Consider the following 26,712-nt stretch of genomic DNA (forward strand, 5'->3'; position numbering starts at 1 on the left):
TGACAGGATAGTCCGCGAAAATATTAAGGACCTGTTTATGGGAAAATAATAATCATCTAAGAGGACTGTCCATGAAAATGATTAAAAACATGTTTACAGGAAGACAACCCATCCAATAAGGACCGTCCATGAAAATGATTAAGGACCGGTCAATAAGGTTTTCTTATCATGAAAGGTGAACTGTATGTGGGATACCAGCAAGGATTACAGACTCATGGTTGCACTGAAATCGGTTGAACTCTTCAGGAGAACCCTTGAAACAGGTAGCTTCAGGGGGCAGTGGAAGAAGAAACTGGCTCTCACCACAGCCGGTGAAATCGAAAGGACGCTGCAGGGCATCCTCTACTCCTACCTTGAACCCGGGGAACTTGCAGGGTCCCCTGAAATAGAGGGGGTCATGGAAAAACTTGACGTCATCGTGGAGGCCCTTGGTGGTGAGGACTGGGCCATGAAGTTCGCCTCTGAGGCCGGAAAGGATGACCGGGAAAAGGTTGAGGAGAACATTGCAAGGGTCAGGTTCTTCCTGAACACCATCGGCAACCTGAAGAAGAGGCTCATGCTTGGAAAGATAGCCGACCCTGTGATTGGAGTTGATATCCTTGCAGGTGAGGTTATGAGTGTTGGGGGGCATCCCGGGGCGGATAAGCTGCAGGTCTGCAATGTAAACATTGGGGGAAGGGCCCTTAAGGTCGTTACAAATGACCCTGACGTCCGTGAGGGTGACCGGGTGGCCGTTGCCCTCCTGCCCCCTGAGAACTTCATGGGGATAACAAGTGAGGGCATGTTCCTGGGGGTTGAAGGCGTCCTCAGGGACGTTAAGGGGGAACCCGGAGAGATGCCCAGGGGCATACCCCTAGAGGCCCTCAACGAGGCAAGGAACCTTGTGGAGGAGTTCCTGAAATCCTAACTATCCCTCCAGGGCTCCCTGACCATCGCCCTGCAGACTGTGTGCCTGCAGCTTCCACAGTCCCCTGGGAGGTCACAGCCCTTCCCCCTGAGTATGGATTCAAGGTCGGCCTTAAGGAGGGGATAGTGGCCTGAGTAGTCAACCCTTTCCAGTCCCGCAGCCCTGCATTCCTCAACGAGTCTCTCCATGAGCCTCCTTTCAGGGCCCCTGTGGTAGTAGAGCATGAAGTTTGGTCTGAATCCTATGAGGCGGTAGGGGACCTCAGGGTTTATCTCTGCAAGGAAACCTGCTATTTCAGGTATCTCATGGTGGTTTATGCCCGGTATCACAACCGTCCTGAAGATCCTGATCCTTTCAGGGAACTTCCCTGCAAGGTACCCTGCATTCCTGAGCACCGGTTCTGATGGTGCGCCGGTAAGGTTCCTGTGGAGTTCATCTGACAGTGCCTTTATCTCAAAGCTGAAGAGTGATGTGAAATCAAGGAGCCTCCTGAGTGTTCCGGGTGTGCAGAATCCATTTGTGGCGAGGATGAACTCCGCGTCGGTCCTCTTTCTCTGGATGTGTCTGACCATCTCCTCGATGTATGGGTGTGTATGGATGGCTCACCCCCGGTGAAGCTCACCCCTGAAAGGTTCCTGTATTCAAGCTGCTCAATGGCCTCCCCTGCAAGTTTTTCAGGGCTAACGTGGCCACGGTAAATCCATCCTGATTCAGGGTACTGTGATATCCTGTAGGCGTTACAGTATGCGCATCTGAAGGGGCATGAAAGGAGGGTTACTGAGAAGGTCCCTAGACCATCGCTTATGCTTGTGTAGGCTATCTCTGTCTCTGAGGCCCCGCAGACTCCCCTTTCACCTGCGAGTCTGTCAGCACCACACCTCCACCCACAGAGTCTGCAGCTCTTAAATTCATCCATAAAAAGTAGTGTGCAGATGATGGTTAATACATTTTCCTGAAAAAGTAAAAAAGAGTTGGGGTTAGGTCATCTGCCAGTAGGTGCTGGTCCTTTTAACGTACCTGTAGGTCCAGTAGTATCTCCACTTGTATCTCCATTTACCCATGTACCTGTACCACTTCTTGTACCACTTCTTGACCTTCACCTTAACGTAGTAGGTGAGTGTCGCTGGCTTCAGGACTGTGTATTCTACTGATGAAACGGCTGATGATGCACTGTTAGCAACTGCTATGAATTTGAGTGTTGCTGATCTGCTCAGGACGATGGGTGCCGTGTATTTATTGCTTGAAACGGTTGGTGTGGATCCATCGGTAGTGTAGTATATTGTTGAGCCTTCAGGTCCTGTGAGGGTAACGGTTACATTGTTGAGGTAGGTTCCTGATGCAGGGCTTGCAGAGGGTGCTGCTGGAATTGATGTGACGCTTACCGGTGTTAAGTCATCGACGGTGACGTTGTAGAGACCTGCAGGGAGTTCGTATGTGAATATCACTTCCCTTGTCTCACCGGTTGCGAGGTTAACAAGAGTTGTTGTGTTCTTCACTTCACCGTTAATTTTGAGTTCGGCTGTGTAGTCATCTGCAACGCCTGTATTGGTGACGTTGACTCTCACCATTACTGTGAGGGGTGCGCTGCCACTGACCGGTTCAACTTTGAGGTCTGAGAGTGAGAAGTGTGGCTGAAGGTCCACAGTTAGTTCCTCTGAAACAAGGACTTTCACAACCTCAAGATTATCATCTACCATCCTGATGGCTGTTGAATTTGCCCTTATCTTGAAAACCTTGCCCCTAGCATTTTCAACTACAAAGAGCCATGTGTATTTCCGACCGTCCTCCATGTAGAGCTTTGCCTGTCCCTGCGGTACAGGTGCACCTTCAAATGAGCTGAGCCATACCTGTTTTACATCTGCCAGTACTGTGTAGTTTGCGTATGGTCCATTAAGAAGATCATCTGTGTAGTACCATTTGATGTTTGCACCTGTAATGTCACCCTCGAGGATTTCAAGCATTGCATCGACTGCAATGTCCTGGGGGACATCCTGAAGCTCATCACTGTAGCTAACGTTAACGATTATCTGTTCTGGGTCAGACAGGTTCTGCTGCATCGTCAGGTTAACGGCGTTATCTGGTAGGGGCGGTACTCCATTGCCATCTCCTACCGCCGATGCACTGGAGATTCCGGCCATGAAAGCAAGTAAAACCAGCGCTGAAAGCAAAAATCTCTGGTTCAATATTTTACCTCCTTATTACTTTCAATATCTTAATGTGTAAATTTTTAATATATAAAATTTTTTAAAAATATAGAATAAAAAATTTTATATGAAATTGATTATTAATTATTGAATTTATTGATTTAAATTAATTATATTGGTGAATAAAACCATATAATTTAGATAAAAATCGAATATTTTGGTTTTTATACTAGTAATATAAAAATTTCAGTGTGCTCGAGTAATTAGTGTGTGTAGAGTCCAGAGAATTTTAGAAAAAATAAAGGTTTAAAAAAGTAAAATAAGAGCCCATGATCTGCCTTCAGATTTCTGAGGATAATGACTGGGTGATGGAACATCGAAACGATAAGAGAATAGAATCTAAAAATCCTTAAAAATCCTGATGCGCTGAAGCTCCAGAAATGACTCTCCGATGCAGCTTCCTCCTAAGTAAATGTGGTGAAAGTGAAGTATCAGCTCCCGGGCCCATCACCGGGTATTGAGGACTATGAGTTTGGTGCGGGTCATGTCCCTCACAGCATATTTAACGCCCTCCTTACCCATACCGCTGCATTTGAATCCCCCGAAGGGCATGTGATCAACCCTGAACGTCGACTGCTTGTTAATAAGAACAGTTCCCGCCTCGATTTCAGAGGCGAACCTCAGGGCGGTTCTTATATTATCAGTGAATACCCCTGCCTGGAGGGCGTAGCATGTGCCGTTGGCTATCCTGATGGCCTCATCAGCATCAGCAACCCTTATTATGGGTGATACCGGTCCAAAGGTTTCACTGGAAACCAAGTCCATTGATGGATTCACATGGTCAAGTACCGTGGGTTCAACAAAGTTACCCCTCCGCTTCCCGCCGCAGAGGATTTCAGCCCCTGAATCTGCTGCATCAAGTACTGCTTTCTCAACACCAATGGCAGCCTCTTCATTTATTAGGGGACCTATATCCGTCTCTGGATCCATGGGGTCCCCCTCCCTCAGACTCCTGGTCTTCTTCACAAGTTTATCAGCAAATTCATCTGCCACGTCCCTGTGGACAATGAGCCTCTTCACGGCTATACAGACCTGACCCGAATAGAGATATGAACCCCTGACTGCAGACTCAACCGCAAGGTCAACATCGGTATCATCCATAACAATAAGGGGGTCGTTGCCTCCAAGTTCAAGGGTGACCTTCTTCATAGAAGCCCTCCTTGATATGTAGCGCCCCACCTCAACGCTGCCCGTGAAGCTGATCTTATCCACAAGGGGACTGTCAATTATAACATCCCCAATCTCAGAGGCCCTCCCTGTTATAACATTAACAGCTCCAGGGGGTAAGTGTTCATTCATTATCTCAACGAGTCTCATTGCAGAGAGGGGTGCCTCAAGAGAAGGTTTAAGTACGGCGGTGTTTCCCGCCGCAAGTGCCGGTCCCACCTTGTGGATTGCAAGGTTAAGGGGATAATTGAAGGGTGTTATGGCTGCCACCACACCCAGGGGGAGCCTCACCGTGAAACCATAGAGGCCCCCTCCACCTATACCCGCATCCATGGGTATGGATTCACCGTAGAGTCTTCTGGCCTCCTCAGCACATAGAATAGCAGTTTCAACCGATCTTCGGACCTCATCCCTTGAGAAGCGTATTGGTTTTCCTGATTCAAGGGTTATCATCTCTGCAAGGGGATCCATCTGAGCCTTCAATTCATCGGCAACATCATATAGTTTATCAGATATTTTACGTGCCGACAGGCTCCTCATTGAATCTCTGGCACTGTGTGCCGCCATAATGGCGCTTTCAGCCTCAGCCCTGCCTGCAAGAGGGACCCTGTCGACGGTGCTCTCATCAAAGGGGTTGGTGACACTGAACGTATCGCTGCCGGATACCATCTCCCCGTTGATTATCATATCCAAGTCGCATCACCTAAAACTTGTTTTTAAGGCTACTGATGGAGTTGGTGACATTCTTAACATCGGAGGTCATTGCATTCTCCGCACCTGTAACATAGTTACGGTACCATACCACTGCAAAGGTTACAACAACTATGACCCCTCCAAAGAGGAGTATGAGTTCAACTGAACTCTGTCCTGATTCATCACCCCTTAAATCCATAAAAAATCCTCCTTAATTAATCAAAATGATCTCATGGTGCCATACTGCTCACGAGTGTCATTCCAAAGTTTCCAAGGACATAGAATATCCCGTAGGCAACTATTGCCAAGGGGATGGAGAACTTGACACCCTTCCTTGCACTCCCGTACATTATTATTCCTATAAGGAGTCCTGCGATGATTGAATGTATTATAATATAACCTGCTGCAGCGGTTTTAGCTGCCCCAAGCATGGGGTTCGGCTGCCCTATGGACTCCATGAACCCTGAATACACCATTATCATCCCGAGGGCAAAGGGAGCTGCGATTATGGCGGCAACAACCAGAAACATTACTGACATCATCACATTAGCCTTCCTCTCCCTTTTAAGGGCCAGCACAGCCCTCAGGTCCTCTGCAACCGTCTCGATGACATCTGAAAGACTTCCTCCTGCCCTCCTGCCCTCAAGGATCATCCTGAAGGTCCTGTCAAGGTTTTTTGATTTCAGACGTTCACTCATTGAGAGTATGGCATCATCAAAGGTTCTTCCAATCTTTATCTCAATAACAGCCCTCTTGAGTTCATCATAGAGGGGTCCCTCCCCCTGCTTTGATACGTCCTCAAGGGCTGTTTCAAGGCCCACACCTGCCCTAAGGAGGGATGCTATCTGCCTTAAAAAGTCGGGTGTGCCCTGTTCAATGGCATCAATACGCCGCTCCATCATTATAAATATGTATGCCCCAAGAAGGATAGATGGTGTGAAGAAACCAATTAAAACTGCCAGGATTACATTTAAGCCAAGGACAGCCGCTGCAACGGATCCAAGAATTGCAAATAACACCCCACCAAGAAAAGCCAGTGTTATAACATCAGATGCCTTAACATAGAGCCCCGTCCTTATAAGTATCTCCTGCACGCTTATAAGGAACTTGTCAGGGATTATACTCTCAAAGGCATCACTTACCGGTTTTAACGCGCTGGGTAATACAGCCATCTTTCCACCATTTCTCCATGTTTCAGTTTAATGTTCTGTTCACCCTATTATTTATATGGTGATGTCCGCACAGCAAGGAAGATTAATACAGAAGCACCTGTAATGTGATGATCCGTGCAAGATAAGGAAGATTGCGGACAGGAAATTCGCTCAAATCCAGTTATAGTCTGGCAGCCTGTTTATGACCTCAGCACCATTTCCAACCACAACCATGTCCTCCATCCTAACCCCGAATTCACCGGGAAGGTATATGCCGGGTTCCACCGTAACTACCATGCCCTTCCTGATAACCGTTTTATCCCCGGGAGCCAGTGATGGTTTTTCATGGACCTCGAGACCAACTCCATGACCAGTTGAATGTATAAAGTTCTCCAGGTAACCGTAATCCTCCATAACACTCCTTACGGCCCTGTCAACTTCACATGCCCTGACACCATCCTTTATTGTCCTTAAACCCTCCTTTTTGGCCTCAAACACTATTTCAAGTATTTCCTGTTCCCTTTCAGTCCATGCAGCCGTCCTTGTTGTGTCTGAATGGTAGCCCTTGTAAACAGCACCCCAGTCTAGGAGTAACGGTGACCCTGCTGGTTCACCCGTCGGAGTGGCATGTGGTATGCTTGACCTCGCCCCTGAAGTCACAACAGTATCGAAGGACGCCCCCTCTGACCCTTCAAGCCTCATCAGGTACTCGAGTTTCGCTGCAATGGATGATTCTGAACCCTCAATTTCAAGTTCCTTCAGGGCCTCCTCGGCAATCTGAAGTGCCCTCCTGATATTCCCTATCTCATCCCTGTCCTTTATCATCCTGAGCTCCGATACAACGTCATCCACTTCAAATGACCCTATGCCAAGGCTCTTCATGAGCCCAACCGTCATTGATGGCTCCACAACCAGATCCTCTGTGTCAGCAAGAACCTCCCTCAGGTCACCCATCCTACTGAAGGTCCTCACCTCAACGGTTGAGTTTTCAGTGGCGGCCTCGCGGTCCATCTCATTTACAAGGAGGAATGGTTCATCCTCCAGGATCAGGATGGATAGTGATGAGGGCATGAAACCCGTCAGGTAGTAAATGTTCTCCCTTTTTGTTATGATGTGTTTACCACCTTCGGTGGATTTATTCAGTGCCATTTCAATCCTGTTCAAGGTATCACCTCTAAATACCAGGGATATGACCCGGTTGAATGCCTGCTGGATCTACCGCCCTGATTAAGGTATAAAGGTCCTAGAGGCCATTGAGGTTATTGTAGACCTCAAATATACTCTAACCTGATCACTATAAACCTGGTTTACCCTCTAAGAGCATCCTTCAGTGCGCTTTCAAGTTTATCCATCACAGCCTCACTCACGCGCCCTACAATGGGAAGTGGTATGTGGCCAAAGTCAGGGTCAGTGAAAGAAACATTCACCTGCAAAATGCACCGGTCTGCTGTAGCGTGGTATGAAATGCCAGTGTACTTCAGGGTCAGGTTCCGGGTCCCTGAAGGCCGAATTCTTAAAGCAGCTCCAGTTAAAGAGTTCCGGACTGAAAAGCATCCTTAATGCAGCTTCAAGCATCCTCAGGGCTGATGAGAAATCATTCCATTCGGCCCTGTCGAGTTCCGAGAGGTCCCTGCACTTTCTCTTCAGTGCAAGGACACATGTCCCAAGGTACCTCTGACTCGGGGCAAGGTATATTATCCAGTGCCCTGTCCTGAGGATTTCACGGCCATAGTAGCCATCAATACCACAGTATTCACAGAAGCTCATTCTAAACACCAGCAGTCAAGGTTTATATCATCAGGAGTACACTAATGTATATTACCGTTAGTTGTTTATATCATCAAGAGAGTATTATACGTATAGGGATGCCCTTCAGTGGTCGCCTCCAGCTGGTGTTAACCATGGAACTTAGAAAGTTCGTGACAAGCGAATTCGTCTTCGGGAACGGGGCAAGGTTCCTTGCAGGAAGATACGCCTCAAATCTTGGAGGCGAACATGTTTTCATAGTAACAGACCCCGGCATAATGGATACCGGGCTTCTTGATGACCTGAAATCCAGTATGGATGATGAGGGTCTTGAATACTCTGTTTATCATGAGGTCACACCGAACCCCAGGGACCATGAGGTTATGAAGGGCGCCGAGGTCTTTGAGGCAGAGGAATGCGACATCATCGTTGCCCTTGGAGGAGGGAGCCCCATTGACTGTGCAAAGGCGATAGGTGCGGTTGCATCCAACGGTATGCATGTAAGGGAGTTTGAGGGTGTTGATATGATCCCTGTCCCATCAGCACCGGTGATATGTATACCAACAACTGCAGGTACCGGTGCCGATGTATCCCAGTTTGCAATCATAATGGATACAGAGAGAAGTGTCAAGATGGCCATAATAAGCAAGACAATGGTCCCTGACGCCGCCCTCATAGACCCCGAGACAACGGTGACCATGGACAGGGAGCTGACCGCTGCAACTGGAATGGATGCCCTCGCCCATGCAGTGGAGGCCTACGTATCCAATGCAAGCTTCCATATAACAGACCTGAACGCCCTTGACTCCATAGGGATCATAAACAGGTGCTTGCCCGTCGCGGTGTCTGAACCCAAAAACCTTGATGTCCGTGAATCCATGATGCTTGCAAGCCTCGAGGCGGGCCTCGCGTTTTCAAATGCCAGCCTCGGACTGCTTCATGGCATGGCTCACAGCCTTGGAGGTAAACTCGACATTGCCCATGGGGAGGCCAACGCACTCCTCCTTGAACATGTGATGGACTTCAACTTTCCTGCTGCCAAGGAGAAGTACTCAAAAATCGCAGGGGCCCTCGGCCTCGAAAGCGCATCAAGGGATGAACTCACAGGCTACATACGTAAATTCAGGGAGGACATCGGGATCGGCAAGACCCTCTCTGATCTTGGTGTGACACCCGATGAGATCCCTGAACTTGCAGAAACCTCAATGAATGACCCCTGCATTGTCACAAATCCCATGAAGCCCAGGGTGGAAGATGTTGAGGAGATATTCAGAAGGGCCCTTTAACATTGTCACTAAAAAGTCCCGTCCGCGAGAACGGGGTAGTTCACTATAAATGGTGTGTATTGATGCCTGGAAAGGACTGGGAAGAACTCCGGAGGAGGATAATAGGCTTCGGTGAGAAGTCAATAAGGAAGAGTTATTACCCCCGACTTCAGGAGTCCCTTGCAGAACTTGAAAGATTCAGGAAGCTCCTTGACTGTACAGACGACGCCATATTCCTTGTTAAAACCCCCACAGGTGAACTTGCAGATGCAAACCGTTCAGCCTGTGAGAGGTTGGGGTACTCAAGAAAGGACCTCCCCGGACACACCATCCATGATCTTCTACCCGAAGGGTTTCACAGTGAATTCTCAAGGATCCTCCAGGGTGAAGATAAAAAACTGAAACTCGATGGGGCTCTCAGAAAAAGAAACGGTGAGGAAATCCCGGTTGAAATAGGAATGGATATGGTGGACTTCAGGGGCGAGAGATACGCTGTCCTTGTTGCCAGAGACATAACCGAGAGGCTTGAAATGGAGAAAAAGCTCAGAAGGTCCCTCAGGGAAAAGGAAATCCTACTCAGCGAGGTGCACCACAGGGTCAAGAACAACCTCCAGATAATATCAAGCCTCCTGAGCCTCCAGGCACATAACATGCATGACCGGACATGCAGGGCGCTTCTTGGCGAGAGTCAGAACAGAATAAGGTCAATGGCACTCATACATGAGCAGCTCTACAGGTCAGGAGACTTCAGTGCAATAGACTTCAGTTCATATGCCTCTGAACTTATCCGGAACCTCAGGAAGTCCTATTCAACCGATAAGAACATTGAATTTTCACTTGAAATCGATAAGATAAACCTTAACCTTGAAACCGCCATCCCCCTTGGCCTTATACTTAGCGAACTCATAACTAATTCCCTGAAACATGCCTTCAAGGGTATGGATGGTGGTCTTATCACCGTCAGATTCACCCGGGAGGACCTGTATTATGTCCTTGAAGTGGTGGACAACGGTACCGGTTTCAGGGAGGAAGGCCTCAGAAACAGTGACTCCCTGGGATTCAAGCTCGTTGAAATTTTAACAGATCAGCTTGATGGGACCCTTAAGGTCTCGGGTGAAGGCGGCGGCTACTTCAGGATAAAATTCAGGGGTCCGGTTTACAGGAACCGGATGGATATGGAGCCATAGGAAACCCCATGAAGTCGGTATGATTCCGGTTGCAGCACCGCACACCAAAAGGCCATGAACAAAAAACTCCCATGAAACATCACCGGTAGAAACCATTATAAGTGGAGGGCTGGGTTATATAAGAGTATGGTCAGATTCAGCAGAGGGGAACTCAGGGACATCCTGGTTTCCATGATTGTGATTGCCGGAGTATTTGCCTATGTTTTCTCAGGGAGGAATATCCAGGCCACGGTAATCCTGTTACCTGTAACCGTCTTAACCGTGGGGCTTGGATTCGTCCTCCATGAAATCGCCCACAAGCTGACGGCTATACATTACGGGTTCTGGGCCGAGTACAGACTGTGGGTTGAGGGACTTATACTTGCAGTTGTAACAGCCTACTTCGGATTTGTATTCGCAGCCCCCGGTGCCGTCTACATACATGGGAACTACATTGAGAGGGATGTTAACGGTAAGATATCAATTGCAGGGCCCCTGACAAACATAGCCCTCGCAATCATATTCCTTATGGCATCATCGGTACTCCCCGGCCCCCTTGGCTATGTGGCGATGCTCGGCTATGCTGTTAACAGTTTCCTGGCATTATTCAACCTGATACCCATCGCGGTCCTTGACGGTGCAAAGGTCTTCAGGTGGAACCCCCTCATATGGCTCGCTGCAGCTGCAGCCGCATTTACGCTCACATTTAACAGCATGTTCTAGAATGGAGCTGGATACAATCTTAGCATGACCCAGAGTGATAGGATGTTCAGGGATATTCCTGTTAAATATGTTGGATGCACGCACCGTGCCCTTAAACCCGCCGAGACCGTGCAGGAGTTTAAGGATAAACTACCGGCAATAGGCGTCACGAGGATAACCGAGATAACCCACCTTGACAGGGTTGGTATACCGGTATTCTCTGCAATAAGGCCCACTGCAGAGGAGGGGGCGGTTAGCATATACGCGGGTAAGGGTGCCACAAGAAACCAGGCAAGGGCATCTGCCATAATGGAGGCCTTTGAAAGGTACTCTGCAGAGAGAAAAAAAGGGGATAGGACCATCCTCGCCCATCCGGATGAGGCTGAAAACTGCATAGACCCATCTTCACTCATACTCCCAGGGGGCAGTGCCCCTGACCATGAAATTGAATGGATTGAAGCTGAAAACATTGAAACAATGGAGAGGGTCCTTGTACCCGCAAATGCTGTCTTCCACCCCTACAACCCGCCAGTGGATGGGATCGGTCTTTTCAGGTCAAACACCAATGGTCTTGCCTCAGGGAACTTCACCGAGGAGGCTGTTTTTCATGGACTGATGGAAGTGATTGAGAGGGACGCATGGAGCATCTTTGAAGCCAGAAGGGGGCCTAAGATAGAAATTGACTGTTCAGGGACCGATAATGACATCATAGCCGGGCTTCTTGAAAGATTTGAGAGGGCGGAGATAGAGGTAACCCTCCTGGACCTTACATCAGATACATGTATTGCCACCGTGGCTGCAGTTGCAGATGATGTTAAACTAAGGGACCCGGCGCTCCTCACAATGGGTGTCGGGACGCACCTTGACCCTGAGGTTGCCGTTATAAGGGCCCTTACAGAGGTCGCCCAGAGCAGGGCCACCCAGATACACGGGACCCGTGAGGACACCGTAAGGGCCGTTTTCATGAGGAGGGCAGGGTATGAGCGCATGAAACGCCTTAACCGGCACTGGTTCAGGGAGGCCGATGAAACCATCGGAATCTGTGATATGGAGGACCTCTCAACAAGATCCTTCAGAAGGGACCTTGAGGTGACCCTTGAAAGGCTCAGAAGGGTGGGGCTCAGGGACGTCCTCTTTACGGACCTTACAAGGGATGTGGGTGTTCCAGTGGTTCGTGTAATAGTACCCGGCCTTGAGGTGTTCTCTGTTGACCCTGAACGTGCCGGTCCCCGGTTAAGGTCGGCTCTATGAAGCCTCCATTATCACCACCAGGAGAGGCCCATTGAACAGGGCCACACTCCACAGCCACGATCAATTTACGCGGATCATCACAAGCGAAGGACTCAGAGAACAAAACCCACACACACCTTTATGGGCCCTAATGGATCATCACGCGCATCATAGGTCATGTTCAACTTACTAGAAGAGTTAATGATTAAACCTGAAAAAGGAGGGCTGATCCCTCATGAAGAGAAGGATAATCATCTTCACAGGCCCCTCACTTTCCCATGCCGAGGCATCAGAGATCCTCAGGGCCGACTACAGGCCCCCTGTGAGGAGGGGTGATGTTACAGATGCTCTTTCTGATTCTCCGGATATAATTGGAATTATAGACGGTGTTTTCCATCAGAGCCCTGCTGTGGGGCACAGGGAGATCATTGAGGCCCTGCAGAGTGGTGTTACGGTTGTTGGCGGTGCGAGTATGGGTGCCCTCAGGGCCTCTGAGCTGAGTGAACTTGGAATGATAGGGGTGGGGCGCGTATTCAGGGCATACCTTTCAGGGGAGATTGAATCAGATGATGATGTTGCGGTTGCCTTTGACCCCGAAACCCTTGAGCCACTATCTGATTCCCTTGTGAGCATGGATTACAACTTCAGACGTGCCCTCAGGAAGGGTCTGATATCCAGAGAGGATTACAAAAGACTGATTACCACTGCGAAGAACCTCTTCTATCCCCTCAGGAACTACAGGAGGGTGCTGAATGATTCTGAGATGGAGGAAGGGAAGAAGGATGCGCTCTCCGAGTTCATTAAAGGGGAGGGTGTCGATATCAAAAGGGAGGACGCCCTTGAAGTTATAGGTTACATCAGGAAACTCCTAAGAGGTTAACCGTGATGGTTACACGAACAGGTTCTCATGAGCTGCATGGAAAGATTTCTCCTGCCATAACCTAAGTAATGTGATGTCCATGGAACTTGATGAAAAGATTGGAAGGGTTAAAGAATCCCTTAGGGGGAGGCGTGTTGCCGTTGGATTTTCAGGGGGAGCCGACAGCACGGCGCTCCTTGATATTGCAGCGGGAGTCGCAGAGGAGGTGGTTGCATTCACCGTTGATACCGGTGTCATGCCCCGGGGCTTTACTGAAAGGGCCTCAGAAATCGCAGCCAGGATAGGGGTCCCCCATAAAATCATAGAACTTAACCTCCTTGATAACCGGGAATTCCGTGAAAACAGTGCGAAAAGGTGCTTTGTCTGTAAAAACATCATATACAGTTCCATAATGAGTGAAGCGCATGCCATGGGCCTGGATGTTGTTGTGGACGGGACAACCGTAAGTGACATGTTCGAGGACCGGCCCGGGGTTCTTGTGAACCACCTGCTTGGAATAGAAAGCCCCCTTCTAAATGCAGGGATGAAGAGGAGCGACGTCCTGGAGTACCTTAAACTGAGGGGGCTTGATTACTCGGAGAACACGACATGCCTTGCAACGAGGATAAATACAGGTGAGGAGATAACCCCCGAGAAGATAAACAGGGTTTCATATGCTGAGAGTCTTATAGGGAGCATCTCAGATGCCGGGGCCGTGAGGGTGCGCCATGACGGGAACAGTGCGGTCATCCAGGTAGAGGACCCTGAAGGCCTCCTGAATAAGAACATCCTCAGGCACATTGAGGGTGAACTCAGGGCAATCGGATTTGAAAGGGTTCTGCTGGACCTTTCAGGTTACAGTAAGGGGGAGGAGGAGCTTGTCCTCTACAGGCCATGCCGTGAGGCGGATTCAAGGATAATGTTTGAGGTTAAACTCCCCTACCCGATTGATGTGAAGGAAACCTGCAGCAGCCTCGAATCCATGAAGCCGAGGTGTTCAGAGAAGATGGGGGTCATCATGCTTGACCTTGACGGCAGGAACGTGACCATCTTCAGGAACGGTAAGATAGTCTCAAGGAATGTTAAGGACAGGGAAGATGCAGAGGACGTCCTCCTTAAAGTCCTGCCGCATATAATAAGAAGACTTGATGACAGCAGTCCCGTTACTTAATCATGATCTGCAGAGAAAACTGATGACACATGCAAGAAAATCCTCAGACCACAGACAATAAACCGACGAAAACAAAAAAGAAAATCCTCAGATAACCCTGATTATATTCTCATCAGTCCTTCTTCTGAATGCCGTCATCCTCTTTAGAAAACCCCTTGAATCCTCGCCCATAAGAAGGAGGTCGCCTGAGACCTCAAAGGGCACTCCATCAGCGCTTACCCCATTGAAGATTATCTCAACCTCATTTGAATCATCAGGGATGTCATTCGTCCTCAGGGTGTATTCAATGAGGAGTTCATCATGTGGCATCACATCATACACCGTCTTCTTAAGTGTGGATTCAACCACATCCAGCACCGTTTCAATAACAGGAAGGTTGTTCCACCATGCGTAGGCCAGTAGAGGCTTCAGGTGTATTTCATTTATGGAGACCTCACCCTGGTTCCTGGCAGCCACCGTGAGGAGGTCCCCTGATGCCTTGAGGTGTATCCGCTGGTCAGTCATTTCCATCAATCAGGGCTTTTATAAGGTCACTGGCCCTTGCAAGGCCCACGAGGTCACCCTCATAGTCTATGATCGGTATCTGTTCAATATTCCTCCTCTTCATCTTCTCTGCGCAGGAGGTTACCGTTGTTGATGTGGTTGCCGTGACAATATCTGTGGTTGCAACCTCCCTGACCTCCTTATCAGGGAACCTGAGCTGATTCTTTATAACGTAGAGGACGTTCTTGCTGTCCCATGACCAGCGGTCGCCCTCGGTACCCACTGAGGTGTTGTGGACGGTGCTTTCCGAGACTACTTCACTCTCATTTATGAAGTCCGTCTCTGTAAGGACCCCTGAGAGTTTACCCTGACTGTTAAGGGTCAGGAGGACCTTTAACCTGAAGTACCTCATTATCTCAAAGGCCACGCTGAGGGGTGTCCTGTCCCATGTCGTTGGAATGTTCCGTGTCATGTAATCCTCAACAGGGTCAGATATATCCATCTCTGCTATGGCACCGGCAACAAGGTCGTAGCTTGTGACAATACCCACCAGTTTAGATCCATCAACCACCAGGACCCTGCGGATGTTGTTCTCAAGCATCCTCCTGGCAGCTACCCTGACGTCATCATCAGGGGATACCGTTATGGGGTTCCTTGTCATTATGAGGGCTATCTGCTCCTCATCAGGATTCTCAACAAGGTCCGTCCTTGTTATTATACCCACAAGTTCCTCCGTGCCCTTCTTAACAACTGGAAGTCCTGATATGTTCTCCTTCCTCATCAGTTCAAGGGCTGTTGAACGGTTCCCTGGAACGGTTACATAGTGTATTTTCTCTGACATTATCTCCTTTACAAGCATGATCAACACCGGTGATGATCCATAAAAAAAGTTTTTAGTGAACAACGAGAACAGGGCACCCTGCAGACCTTACAACCTTCTCAGCCACGCTTCCAAGGAGGAACCTGTCAAGTCCGTGTTTGCCTGATGTCCCCATAACAACAAGGTCCACCTCTTCCTTCTCTATGGTCCTGAGTATGGCGTCTGCGGGTGAACCCTCATCTGTCCTCAGGGTTATCTTCACACCTGCTCCTGATTTCTCCACAAGTTTCTTAACGGCTTCAAGGGATCTGGAGGCTTCCTCCTCAAGCATTTCCTTAAGGCGTACTATAAGGTCGTCTGCCGGGAGACTCACCAGTGATGATGTCTCCATGACTGTTAAAGCAATTATTTCAGCTCCGCTTTTTCTGGCAATCCATATCGCATGTTCCGCGGCTTTGTTGGCATGTTTTGAGCCATCGGTTGGGAGCAGGATTTTACTGTACATAGAACTCACCTCTTAACTAATTTACCTTTTATTATTAAATATATTATATTTTTCGATTCAGTCCTGTTGATGAGGGAGAGATAGGGGTTAGCTGATGGTTTCTCGGTGACCATTATGTCTGCCTGGAAGCCCTCCTCCAGGCACCCTGTCCCTGTCAGTTTGCGCGCATTTGAAGTGGCCATCCTGAGGACCTCCACCGGCGGGAAGTACTCGCCGGTGATGCCCCTTGTAACCCTCAGGGTGTACTCCATCTCCCTGAAGAGGTCGGGTGAGGTGAACATTACGTTATCCGTGCCTAGGAGGAGGTTTATACCCATCTCATGCATCCTCTTTACAGGGGGGATCCCTGCCGCCAGTGCACCGTTGGACCGGGGGCATATCACAACGTCTGCCCCGCTGGACCTGACAAGTTCAAGGTCATCCCTCATTGGGTGTGTGAGGTGGACGAGGAGTCTGAAGCCTGCCCTGAGGGCCCTTTCAACCTCGGTCATCCCTGTCTCTTCAAGGGAGCGTATCTGGGATTTCCTGTGTTCCGCCACGTGTATGGATGCTATTTTACCCCTTCTCCTGCATTCTTCAGTGATTATCATTGCCGTCTCATCGGTGATCTCACCCATCCCGCTTGGCGCTATTCCATCGGCAACCCACAAGATCCTCCGGACCCTCCTCCTCACCTCCTCGGGTGATGCATCTTCATCAAAGATTACAGGGTCCCTGCCGAGTATGAGCCCCTTCACTGGACTGGGGTCCGTGGCCCGCCTTATGGCCTCAACACCCCCGATGCCGCCTTCCCTGTAGTCCACGAAGGCGGATGTGCCATGGTCCATCATGAAGTCCACTGAGGACCCCATGGCCCCCTCAAGTTCATCGGGTGTGCTTGACTCCAGTATCCTGTGTTTGATGCCATCAGGGGGTCTTACTATCTCATCGAGTGGTCTTCCATCCCCTTCGTCCATTGCAACCGTATCACCAAGGTGTACGTGGGAATTCACAAGTGCAGGTGCCACTATAAGGCCCGATGCATCTATTCTGTCCCTGCAGGGGATCCTTTCAGATGTTATTTCCTTTATTACACCATCCTCTATTACCATGTTGCCCCTTTCGGGTTTCAGGTGGGGGCCCCTCAGGATGGTGCCGTTCTCAATGACAAGCATGATGACCTATATGTTGGGGGCTCTATTAACAGTTTCCAGTATATGATGGGTGCGGAAAAAACAGAAACTGATTAAGAAATTAATAAAAAAAAAGGATTATTAGAAGGTCCTTATGTTGTTTGTCTCTGACTTCTCAGGGACCCTGTTAAAGTAGTCCACCTTAACCGTGCCCCGCCGGTATCCGTAGTATGTCTTAAGTGTTACGCTGGCCCCAGGGGTGAGTGTTCCCGTGTATAACTGTTTATAGTTCCTTGTGGAGTATTTACCGTACCATACACGGGTGTAGAAGTTCCTTGCCGTGTCTGTTCCCTGATTCCTTACTGTGATGTAGAGCGTGCTTCCTGATTTCCTGACACCGGTGACTACAAGGTCCGGCCTGGGATATCCGACCTTAACCGTCTTCCTTTTACCTGATATGACTCCTTTGCTGTCTGTTACTGTAAGGGTTACCGTGTAGTAGCCCTCCCTTGCATAGGTGTGCGTTACCGTGGATCCTGTGGCTGTTGAGCCGTCACCGAACTTCCATTTAAGTGTGATATCGTCGCTGTCCGGGTCGTATGCTGCTGACTGGAATGTTAATGTCCTGATACTTGTTGAACCTGAGTAGGCGTATGTGAAGTCACATACCGGTGGCCGGTTATCGGTGAAGTTCGGCCTTGTCTTTGTGGCGTACCATTCCTCTGCAGCCGCATCATCATAGCTTGTGGTCTGGTTTGCCCTCGGGAATGTACCGTTCCAGTCACCTACAAATGCAGCGTATCCATGTTCATTGCGCCATACCCTCGTTCCATTGTAGACTGAGCTGTTATTGATAACCTCCCAGTTCCTCTGGTTGGCCTCCTGGAAGTTTGCTGCTCCATTGAGGAAGTCGTAGATTATCTCTGCGCCGTCCCATGCAGTCGCATAATAGTTGGCTCCTGAACCCATGAACATCCTTGAGAAGTGGTATATTGTCTCTACTGGATTTTTAACCTCGTATTCATCAACCCATCCCGTTGAGAAGCATGCATGGAGCAGTATCACAGGTATGCCATCCTTGAATGGGGCATAGAATGATGTGTTCCCGACTCGCATCATCTCACCGTCTCCCCATATGTAGCCGTCTGATGCCACAAGGGAGAAGGGTGGGCTTGCATCTCCTCCATTATCATCATAGTTTCCCTTCATGTAACCGCCGTGCCCCGCGTATATCACGGCATCAGCACCGTACATGCCCTTGAGTATATTCTTTACGGTTGCACTGCCATTATAAAGTTCAAGTACCTGGTATCCCTTATTTTTAAGGGTTGTTGCAACCTTCCTGGCCTCATCGTAAGCTTCGCCCATGTCTGAACGACTATTGGCTATTATAAGTATGTGGGCCTCTGCCAGTGGTAATGTGATTATAGAAGAGAGTATGAATACTGCGAGGACTATTTTTCCATATCGCATATGCTTCACCGATCACCCATATAATGTCACATTATATTAAGTTTTCATGGGGAGTTTGTGTAGCACATCACAGTTTCTGTAAAGTTAAAAAAAGTAAAAATATATATGGCCTTCCTGCCTGTTAGATGGGTCCATCAGCTACCATGGTATTCCCCAAGGGATTTGACCGTTATCCTTCCAAGGCGAACAGCCTCAATTGCATTTAAGGCCGCCCTTGCACCTGCAAGTGTCGTTACGTAGGGTATTCCAAGTTCAACGGCCATCCTCCTTATCAGGTAACCGTCATCGGCTGACTGTTTACCTGATGGTGTGTTGATTATGAGGCCAACCTCACCCCTGAGTATGGCGTCCCTTATGTTGGGTGACCCCTGGCTGACCTTCCTCACGACCTCAATATCGGCAACACCCTCAACTGCCCTTGCAGTGCCCCTGGTGGCCATGATCTTAAAGCCAAGCTCATGGGCCTTCCTTACAATATCCTCGATCTTATCCTTATCCTGGTCCCTAACACTGATGAACACCTTGCCCTCTGTAAGGAGGTCCATGCCTGCTGAGAGCTGGGACTTGTAGTAGGCTATCCCGAAGTTCTCATCTATCCCCATGCTCTCACCCGTGGATTTCATCTCAGGGCCCAGGACGGAGTCGACGCCCGGGAGCTTTATGAACGGGAAAACAGATTCCTTGACGGCAACGTGTTCCACCGTGCCTTCACCTGTAAGTCCAAGTTCCCTGAGGGTTGAACCCATCATGAGCCTTGCGGCCATCTTTACAAGGGGCACACCGGTTGCCTTGCTCACAAAGGGAACCGTACGGCTTGCCCTGGGGTTGGCCTCCAGTATGTAAACCGACGGGTCAGAGCCAGGTTTAACGGCATACTGGATGTTTATAAGGCCCACCACATCCAGTTCAAGGGCCAGCCTCCTTGTGTAGTCCTTTATGGTTTCAATTATATCCTCAGGGATTGTCTGGGGCGGTATTACGCATGCCGAGTCACCTGAATGGACGCCCGCCTCCTCTATGTGCTCCATTATACCCCCAATGTAGACGTCCCTGCCATCTGCAAGGGCATCAACATCAACCTCTATGGCATCCTCAAGGAACTTGTCCACTAGTATGGGGTGCTCCGGGGAAACCCTCACAGCCTCCTTCATGTACTCCTCAAGTTCACCCTCATCGTAAACTATCTCCATGGCCCTTCCGCCAAGTACATAGGAGGGCCTCACCAGGACAGGGTAACCTATGCGCTCAGCCACCTCCCTGGCGTCTTCAAAGGACTTTGCGATTCCATAGGGGGCCTGGGGTATGCCGAGCTTATCAAGGACCTTTGTGAACCTTTCACGGTCCTCAACCCTGTCTATGCTCTCATGGGGGGTTCCAAGTATCCTCACACCCTCCCCTGCAAGCGGCACCGCCAGGTTGATGGATGTCTGGCCGCCGAACTGGACAACAACGCCTTCAGGTTTCTCCTTCTCTATGATGGCCATGACGTCTTCAAGTGTCAGGGGCTCGAAGTAAAGCTTGGCGGATATATCATAATCGGTACTCACTGTCTCCGGGTTGTTGTTAACCATTATGGCCTCATAGCCATCATCCCTCAGGGCCATTGCGGCGTGGACACAGCAGTAGTCGAATTCTATCCCCTGACCTATCCTTATGGGTCCGGAACCTATTATAATGACCTTCTTCCTGTCTGAAACCTCCACCTCATCCTCAAGGTCATAGCATCCGTAGTAGTAGGGTGTTCTGGCCTCGAACTCTGCAGCGCACGTGTCCACCATCTTATAAACGGGTTTTATATTATTTTTGAGTCTCAGGGACCTTATTTCAGACTCATCCATCCCTGTGATGCGTGCAAGGTTTGAATCTGAAAAACCGAGCCTCTTTGCCTTCAGCAGGACCCTTGGATCTGTGATGGATTCCCTGTTAAGGCCGGATTCGAATTCTGCGATGTTCCTTATCTTCTCGAGGAAGAACCTGTCGATGCTGGTTACCTCGTGTATCTCATCAACACTCATCCCGTCCCTGAGGGCGGTGTAGATCTGGAAGAGCCTGAGGTCAGTTGGTGTTTTAAGGTCATCCATGGTGTAGGGCACCCTGACGAAGCCATCAGCACCCACATCAAGGGACCTTATGGCCTTGTTAAGGGACTCCTCAAGGGTCCTGCCTATGGCCATGACCTCCCCTGTTGACTTCATCTGAACCCCTATCTCCCTGCTTATCCCCTTGAACTTGTCAAAGGGCCAGCGGGGTATCTTTGTCACGATATAATCAATTGTGGGTTCGAATGATGCTGGGGTTTCCTTTGTTATATCATTCTGTATCTCATCAAGGGTCATTCCCACCGCTATCTTGGCGGCTATCTTTGCTATCGGGTACCCTGTTGCCTTTGATGCCAGGGCACTGCTCCTGCTGACCCTCGGGTTAACCTCTATAACCTTGTATTCGCCGGTCTCCGGGTGGACAGCGAACTGTATGTTGCAGCCCCCCTCAATACCCAGGGCCCTTATGATCTTTATGGCCGCATCCCTGAGCCGCTGGTTGTCCTCATCGCTTAGGGTCTGGGCCGGTGCAACCACGATGCTTTCCCCTGTATGTATACCCATGGGGTCGATGTTCTCCATGTTACAGACTATTATGCAGGTGTCGTTGCGGTCCCTCATAACCTCGTATTCGAACTCCTTCCAGCCAAGGACGGACTGGTCTATGAGGACCTGGTTGATGAAGCTCATCTCCAGGCCCCTTGTTGCTATCTCAACGAGTTCTTCACGGTTATGGGCAACCCCCCCGCCTGTACCTCCCAGGGTGAAGGCGGGCCTCACGATGACAGGGTATCCTATCTCCTCAACCGCCTCAAAGGCCTCTTCAACTGAATTAACAGCCCTTGCTACGGGTACTGGTTCGTCCAGTTTCTTCATGAAGCTGTCGAAGAGGTCACGGTCCTCAACGTTCCTTATTGTTTCAATGGATGAACCTATAACCCTTACACCCTCAAGGGCCCCTATCTCTGCAAGTCCCGTTGCAACGTTGAGGCCTGTCTGGCCCCCCATGGTCGGGAGTATGGCGTCGGGTTTTTCCCTTTCAATTATCTTTGCAACGATCTCAGGTGTGAGGGGTTCAATGTAGACCCTGTCAGCCATATCCATATCGGTCTGGATTGTGGCAGGGTTTGAGTTAACGAGTACCGTCTCTATTCCCTCCTCCCTGAGAGACTTGCATGCCTGAGAACCTGAGTAGTCAAATTCTGCTGCCTGCCCTATCTGTATAGGGCCTGATCCTATGATAAGTACCTTGTTGATGCTTTCATCCCGCGGCATTTTATCCCCACTTAAGGTCAGTATTCCTTCATCACATTCACGAATCTGTCAAAGATGCTGTCTGTATCATGAGGCCCCGGCCCTGCTTCAGGGTGATACTGGACACTGAACACGGGCAGTTCCCTGTGCTCTATGGCCTCGGGTGTTTTATCGTTGAGGTTCATCTGGGTTATCTCAATATCGGTGCCCTCAACCGATGATGGGTCAACCGTGAAGCCATGGTTCTGGGAGGTTATTGAAACCTCACCTGTCCTGAGGTCCTTGACAGGCTGGTTCACTCCCCGGTGCCCGAATTTCATCTTGTAAATCCTTGCTCCGAAGGCCAGGGAGATTATCTGCTGTCCAAGGCAGATCCCGAATACCGGGAGGCGGCTGGATAGTCTTTTAACAGCCTCTATTGCCTCCCTGACCCTTGTTGGGTCCCCTGGTCCGCTTGAAATCAGGAGGGCGTCGGGGTCGTGGTCCATGATCTCTTCGGGTTCCATGGTGTAGGGTACGATGACAACACCCACATCCCTCCTGAGGAGGGCGTTTATACTGTTCCTCTTTATACCGCAGTCAACTATAACCACCCTCCTTCCTGCATCCTCATTCATGAACACGGGTTCCTTCACACAGACCTTATCCACAAGGTCAATCTCTGTTATGTCCGGCTGGTTAACCGCAAGTTCAAGGAGCTCCTCATCATCTATTTCTTCAGTGGCCAGGGCCCCCTTCATTGCCCCCTTGTCCCTGATTTTTATTGTGAGCGCCCTTGTATCTATCCCTGAGATCCCTGGGATCCTGTACTCCTCCAGGAACTCTGAGAGGGTCTTCTGGGAGAGTTCATGTGAGGGTGCTCTGCATTCCTCCCTTACGATAAGGCCCTCGGCCTTTATACCGTCTGACTGGTACCATTCCTCTGATACACCATAATTACCTTGAAGGGGATAGGTTGGCATGAGTATCTGGCCCTTGTATGATGGATCCGTGAGCGACTCCACGTAGCCCGTCATGCCTGTTGCGAAAACAACTTCCCCTGTTGTGACTGTTTCGAATCCGAAGGCTTCTCCTCTAAGTATAGTGCCATCTTCCAAGGCGAGTTTTGCTTCTTTAAACATTTCACCACCATAATCATGATTCTTCCTGGTTTAATGATGATCGTAACTGATCTGCGCCTGCAGACCTCCTCTTAACTCCTGGTTCAGATATATCCATTGTCATTACCACCGCATCCTCCCCATCCTCATAGTAGTCCCTTATAATCTTCTCCTCCCTGAATCCAAGGGACCTGTAGAAACTTATGGCTACCCTGTTCTCTGCCCTTACCTCCAGCTTAATATTTTTAATGTGAAATTTTTCAAATATACTTATGGTCATCCTCACCAGTTCCCTTCCAACACCCCGGCGACGGTAATCTTTATCCACTGCAAGTGAAATAATATGACCTTCATCCTCAAAGCGGATCCAGAAGATTATGAATCCCACTACCTTACCGTCCTCCTGAGCAACCAGAAAGCCTGCTCCAAGGTTGTAGATGTCCCTAAGGAGGTTGGCGGGGTACGGATCCCTGAAGGATGCCTTCTCGATCTCAAGGACCCTTTTAAGGTCCTGGGGCTTGAATTCTCTTATTATCATCTGTATCTCCGTTGGTACCATGTGGAAAGACCTTGCAATCTACATAATCAGAAGCTGCGAACCCGGCGCCCGGGTTGTTGAGGTTGGTGCCGGAAGGTTCCTTGATGTTTCAGAGCATATCCGGAAACATTCAAAAATTGATTTGATACTAACAGATATTAAACCTTCCCATGGGGGCATCATTGAAGATGATGTAACATCCCCGAGGATGGACATTTACAGGGGGGCGAGCCTCATATACTCCATAAGGCCGCCGGCTGAACTTCACGCCCCCCTCATGAGGGTTGCCGATGCTGCAGGGGCCCGCCTGATAATTAAACCACTTACAGGGGAGGATATAGTCACCCCTAAAAGGATGAAGCTTGTGAACTTTCAGAGAACATTCTTCTATGAGTACAAACCGCTCCCTGAAAATCCCCGGGCTCATCAGCCGGGTGCAAATAAGCCATGATGAAACCCCTGAAATATTCTTCGGTCTATCTTGGAACTTCCTCGGCGGCACTAAATAAGCCATGATGAACCCAGTATCCACCCAAGATATAATACATATAATTGATAATATTCATGATGCTAAACGCAGAATAATTCTGCTTATCAGTTTTCCAGAAAAAAACACATTCAAGTGTTCAAAATGAAATGGGCTAAGATGAGTATAAAGGACGTTCTGAGGGAACTTGAAACATCAGAGGATGGTTTAAGCTCCCTGGAAGCCAGTAAAAGACTTGAAAGGTATGGTAGGAATGAACTGGTTGAGGAGAAAAAGGCCGGACCACTGAAGCTGTTCCTGACCCAGTTCATGGATATACTTATAATACTGCTTATTCTGGCTGCCGTGGCATCATACCTTGTGGGTGATGTGCTTGACTCTGCAGTCATACTGTTCGTTGTGGTTGTTAACGCCACTGTAGGGTTTATACAGGAATACCGTGCCGAGAAGGCAATGGAAAAATTGAAGGGCCTCGTATCAACCGAGGCTGTTGTCATAAGGGATGGTAAACCCGCAAGGATACCCTCCTCTGAACTGACCATCGGTGACATTGTTGTCATAGAGGAAGGGGACAATGTGCCTGCAGACCTGAGGCTCATAGAGGCCTATGACCTCAGGATAGATGAGTCAGCACTTACAGGTGAATCCATACCCGTCCAGAAGACCTGTGAAAACCCTGAAGACGAGAGGGATGTACTTGCCTTCATGGACTCCAACGTTGTATCCGGGCGGGGAAAGGGTGCCGTCATCGCTGTGGGTATGGATACATCCATCGGTAGGATTGCCGAGATGATACAGGAAGAGGAAGGTAGAACACCCCTCCAGGAGAAGATAGCATCCCTCGGGAAAAACCTTGGATTAATAGCTGTGGTCGTCTGTGCCCTTGTCTTCGGTCTTCAATTCCTGAAGGGAATCCCCCTGGTGGAGACCTTCATGACAGCGGTTTCACTGGCCGTTGCATCCGTACCCGAGGGCCTCCCTGCAATACTGACCCTCACCCTTGCACTGGGCATGCAGCGCATGGCAAGGAGCAACGCCATTGTAAGAAGGCTCCTTGCAGTTGAGACCCTTGGCTCCTGTTCTGTGATCTGCACTGACAAGACAGGTACACTCACCCACAACCGGATGACCGTGAGGGAATCAGAGATCACCTCAGAGGAGATGGGTCTCCTTATATGCGCCCTCTGCAACAACGCCACCATATCAGGTGAAAGGGCCATAGGGGACCCTACAGATGCAGCGATACTCATGTTCGCAGAGGAACACGGTTACAGGAGGGAGGAACTTGAGAAGAACTATCCCAGGCTCATGGAAATCCCCCTGGACAGTACAAGGAAGCGTATGAGTACCGTAAACCGGTTCGAAGATGGGCGCTACCTCCTTGTCAAGGGCGCCCCTGAGATCGTGCTTGAAAGGTGCAGCTACATCGACGAGGAAGGTGCTGTAAGGCCCCTTGAGGATAAAGAAGTGAAAGAATGGCTCTCAAGGCTTGATGAGATGACCTCAAAGGCCCTGAGGGTCCTTGCCCTTGCATACAGGAGGCTCCCTGATGATGAAGAGGATGAAAGGAACCTTGTATTCGTGGGCCTTATCGGCATGATGGACCCCCCAAGGAAGGAGGCTGCTGAGGCCATAGAAACCTGTAAGAAGGCCGGTATAAAGGTTGTTATGATAACAGGTGACCATAAGGACACTGCAGTGGCAATAGCGAGGGAACTGGGCCTCATGGAGAACGGCCTGGCCCTTACCGGCAGGGAACTTGACGGGATGGATGACCGGGAATTCATGGATGTTGTGGAGGATGTGAAGGTCTATGCAAGGGTCTTCCCTGAACAGAAGGTCCGGATAGTTGAGGCCCTTCAGGGCAGGGGACATGTTGTTGCAATGACGGGTGACGGTGTGAACGACGCCCCGGCACTCAAAAAGGCGGCGATAGGTGTTGCCATGGGGAGCGGCACCGATGTGGCCAGGGAGTCATCTGACATGGTCCTCCAGGATGATAACTTCGCAACCATAGTCCGGGCTGTCAGGGAGGGGCGGACCATATTCGACAACATAAGGCGCTTCGTTAAATTCCAGCTCTCAACAAACGTTGGGGCCATACTCACAATAGTATCCGCCTCCCTCGTCAACATACCGGTCCCCTTCAACCCCATACAGATACTCTGGATAAACATAATAATGGATGGTCCCCCTGCACAGTCCCTGGGTGTTGAACCCCCTGAAGCAGATATAATGTTAAGGAAGCCTGAACGCGAGGACATACTCCCTGGAAGGAACCTCCTGAGGATAATCCTTGCAGGTGCTGTTATGGCCGCGGGTACACTCGGACTCTACGGTTACATGTTGTCCACTGGTGCAGGGACAGCCAGGGCCATGACCGTTGCATTCACGGTATTCGTAATGTTCCAGATATTCAACGTGTTCAACTGCAAATCAAGGACCGGACTGTCAAACAGGACCCTTATCGTCGCTGTTGCGGCATCCCTCATCCTCCAGCTCCTTGTCGTTTACCTGGGACCCCTTGAGGGAATCTTCAGGACCGTGCCCCTCACCGCCATGGACTGGGTCCTCATAGTCCTTGTGGCATCCCTCATCCTTATAATGGAGGCTGTCCTGAGATTCGCTGATCAAAGGTGA

25 protein-coding genes are annotated in these 26,712 nt (G+C 49.7%); 9 read left to right on the top strand and 16 right to left on the bottom strand.

Features of this window, described 5'->3' with window-relative positions; translation table 11 throughout:
* The first annotated feature begins 184 nt into the window (after positions 1–184).
* The gene (locus FZP57_RS06560) at positions 185–907 is read left to right on the top strand and encodes a tRNA-binding protein (RefSeq protein WP_074359276.1); all 723 of its coding nucleotides are present in this window, start codon (positions 185–187) and stop codon (positions 905–907) included.
* Here the strand turns inward: FZP57_RS06560 and FZP57_RS09505 are convergent.
* The 8 genes from FZP57_RS09505 to FZP57_RS06595 all read right to left on the bottom strand — a co-directional run bounded on the left by FZP57_RS09505 (position 904) and on the right by FZP57_RS06595 (position 7,889).
* Entirely contained in the window at positions 904–1,467 is a 564-nt protein-coding gene (locus FZP57_RS09505; protein ID WP_238338020.1) for a radical SAM protein, read from the bottom strand. The genes FZP57_RS06560 and FZP57_RS09505 overlap by 4 nt on opposite strands.
* The gene (locus tag FZP57_RS09510) at positions 1,356–1,823 is read right to left on the bottom strand and encodes a radical SAM protein (protein WP_238337875.1); all 468 of its coding nucleotides are present in this window, start codon (positions 1,821–1,823) and stop codon (positions 1,356–1,358) included. The genes FZP57_RS09505 and FZP57_RS09510 overlap by 112 nt, the downstream gene beginning before the upstream one ends.
* A 61-nt stretch (positions 1,824–1,884) precedes the next feature.
* Positions 1,885–3,090, bottom strand: coding sequence for a chitobiase/beta-hexosaminidase C-terminal domain-containing protein (locus tag FZP57_RS06570; protein ID WP_191216109.1), 1,206 nt, complete (start codon positions 3,088–3,090; stop codon positions 1,885–1,887).
* Between the two features lie 468 nt (positions 3,091–3,558).
* Entirely contained in the window at positions 3,559–4,971 is a 1,413-nt protein-coding gene (locus tag FZP57_RS06575; protein WP_074359278.1) for a lactaldehyde dehydrogenase, read from the bottom strand.
* A 10-nt stretch (positions 4,972–4,981) separates the two neighbouring features.
* Complete coding sequence (locus tag FZP57_RS06580; RefSeq protein ID WP_074359279.1) at positions 4,982–5,170, bottom strand: class III signal peptide-containing protein; 189 nt, start codon at positions 5,168–5,170, stop codon at positions 4,982–4,984.
* Positions 5,171–5,201: 31 nt separating this feature from the next.
* Entirely contained in the window at positions 5,202–6,143 is a 942-nt protein-coding gene (locus FZP57_RS06585) for a type II secretion system F family protein (protein ID WP_074359280.1), read from the bottom strand.
* Between the two features lie 150 nt (positions 6,144–6,293).
* Complete coding sequence (locus tag FZP57_RS06590; protein WP_238337876.1) at positions 6,294–7,286, bottom strand: Xaa-Pro peptidase family protein; 993 nt, start codon at positions 7,284–7,286, stop codon at positions 6,294–6,296.
* Positions 7,287–7,529: 243 nt separating this feature from the next.
* The gene (locus tag FZP57_RS06595) at positions 7,530–7,889 is read right to left on the bottom strand and encodes an HIT family protein (RefSeq protein WP_238337877.1); all 360 of its coding nucleotides are present in this window, start codon (positions 7,887–7,889) and stop codon (positions 7,530–7,532) included.
* Between the two features lie 134 nt (positions 7,890–8,023).
* Between FZP57_RS06595 and ercA the strand changes: the two genes are divergently transcribed.
* The 6 genes from ercA (at position 8,024) to larE (ending at position 14,261) form a co-directional block, all read left to right on the top strand.
* Entirely contained in the window at positions 8,024–9,154 is a 1,131-nt protein-coding gene (ercA, locus tag FZP57_RS06600; protein ID WP_074359281.1) for an alcohol dehydrogenase-like regulatory protein ErcA, read from the top strand.
* A gap of 62 nt (positions 9,155–9,216) precedes the next feature.
* Positions 9,217–10,320, top strand: a complete 1,104-nt coding sequence (locus tag FZP57_RS06605; protein ID WP_074359282.1) for a sensor histidine kinase — start codon at positions 9,217–9,219, stop codon at positions 10,318–10,320.
* Between the two features lie 126 nt (positions 10,321–10,446).
* Positions 10,447–11,022: a site-2 protease family protein gene (locus tag FZP57_RS06610; protein WP_074359283.1), complete on the top strand. Its 576-nt coding sequence runs from the start codon at positions 10,447–10,449 to the stop codon at positions 11,020–11,022.
* Between the two features lie 42 nt (positions 11,023–11,064).
* Complete coding sequence (locus tag FZP57_RS06615) at positions 11,065–12,252, top strand: YcaO-related McrA-glycine thioamidation protein (protein WP_074359801.1); 1,188 nt, start codon at positions 11,065–11,067, stop codon at positions 12,250–12,252.
* Positions 12,253–12,466: 214 nt separating this feature from the next.
* Positions 12,467–13,111: a TfuA-related McrA-glycine thioamidation protein gene (locus FZP57_RS06620; RefSeq protein WP_191216110.1), complete on the top strand. Its 645-nt coding sequence runs from the start codon at positions 12,467–12,469 to the stop codon at positions 13,109–13,111.
* 79 nt (positions 13,112–13,190) lie between these two features.
* Entirely contained in the window at positions 13,191–14,261 is a 1,071-nt protein-coding gene (gene larE, locus FZP57_RS06625; RefSeq protein ID WP_074359802.1) for an ATP-dependent sacrificial sulfur transferase LarE, read from the top strand.
* 87 nt (positions 14,262–14,348) lie between these two features.
* Here larE and FZP57_RS06630 read toward each other — a convergent pair whose 3' ends face one another.
* From FZP57_RS06630 to rimI, 8 genes are all read right to left on the bottom strand, one after another.
* Positions 14,349–14,771, bottom strand: a complete 423-nt coding sequence (locus FZP57_RS06630; protein WP_238338021.1) for a hypothetical protein — start codon at positions 14,769–14,771, stop codon at positions 14,349–14,351.
* Positions 14,758–15,603 (bottom strand): CBS domain-containing protein, encoded by an 846-nt coding sequence (locus tag FZP57_RS06635; protein WP_074359286.1) that lies wholly within the window; start codon positions 15,601–15,603, stop codon positions 14,758–14,760. The genes FZP57_RS06630 and FZP57_RS06635 overlap by 14 nt, the downstream gene beginning before the upstream one ends.
* A gap of 34 nt (positions 15,604–15,637) precedes the next feature.
* Complete coding sequence (locus tag FZP57_RS06640; protein ID WP_074359287.1) at positions 15,638–16,069, bottom strand: universal stress protein; 432 nt, start codon at positions 16,067–16,069, stop codon at positions 15,638–15,640.
* 5 nt (positions 16,070–16,074) lie between these two features.
* Positions 16,075–17,223 carry an amidohydrolase family protein gene (locus FZP57_RS06645; RefSeq protein WP_074359288.1) on the bottom strand — a complete coding sequence of 383 codons (1,149 nt, stop codon included), beginning with the start codon at positions 17,221–17,223 and terminating at the stop codon, positions 16,075–16,077.
* A 99-nt stretch (positions 17,224–17,322) separates the two neighbouring features.
* Positions 17,323–18,654, bottom strand: coding sequence for a PKD domain-containing protein (locus tag FZP57_RS06650; protein WP_074359803.1), 1,332 nt, complete (start codon positions 18,652–18,654; stop codon positions 17,323–17,325).
* Positions 18,655–18,788: 134 nt separating this feature from the next.
* Positions 18,789–21,968, bottom strand: coding sequence for a carbamoyl-phosphate synthase large subunit (gene carB / locus FZP57_RS06655; RefSeq protein WP_191216111.1), 3,180 nt, complete (start codon positions 21,966–21,968; stop codon positions 18,789–18,791).
* A 17-nt stretch (positions 21,969–21,985) separates the two neighbouring features.
* Positions 21,986–23,068, bottom strand: a complete 1,083-nt coding sequence (gene carA / locus FZP57_RS06660; RefSeq protein ID WP_074359290.1) for a glutamine-hydrolyzing carbamoyl-phosphate synthase small subunit — start codon at positions 23,066–23,068, stop codon at positions 21,986–21,988.
* Positions 23,069–23,081: 13 nt separating this feature from the next.
* Positions 23,082–23,585 carry a ribosomal protein S18-alanine N-acetyltransferase gene (gene rimI / locus FZP57_RS06665; protein WP_084531363.1) on the bottom strand — a complete coding sequence of 168 codons (504 nt, stop codon included), beginning with the start codon at positions 23,583–23,585 and terminating at the stop codon, positions 23,082–23,084.
* Between the two features lie 19 nt (positions 23,586–23,604).
* Here rimI and FZP57_RS06670 point away from each other — a divergent pair, with 19 nt between their 5' ends.
* Both FZP57_RS06670 and FZP57_RS06675 read left to right on the top strand, forming a co-directional pair.
* Positions 23,605–24,036, top strand: a complete 432-nt coding sequence (locus FZP57_RS06670; RefSeq protein ID WP_074359291.1) for a UPF0146 family protein — start codon at positions 23,605–23,607, stop codon at positions 24,034–24,036.
* 180 nt (positions 24,037–24,216) lie between these two features.
* On the top strand, positions 24,217–26,712 hold the full coding sequence (locus FZP57_RS06675; RefSeq protein ID WP_074359292.1) for a calcium-translocating P-type ATPase, PMCA-type: 2,496 nt from the start codon (positions 24,217–24,219) through the stop codon (positions 26,710–26,712).

Origin of the sequence: Methanothermobacter sp. THM-1, assembly GCF_009914355.1 — an archaeon.
Taxonomy (GTDB): Archaea; Methanobacteriota; Methanobacteria; order Methanobacteriales; family Methanothermobacteraceae; genus Methanothermobacter; species Methanothermobacter wolfei.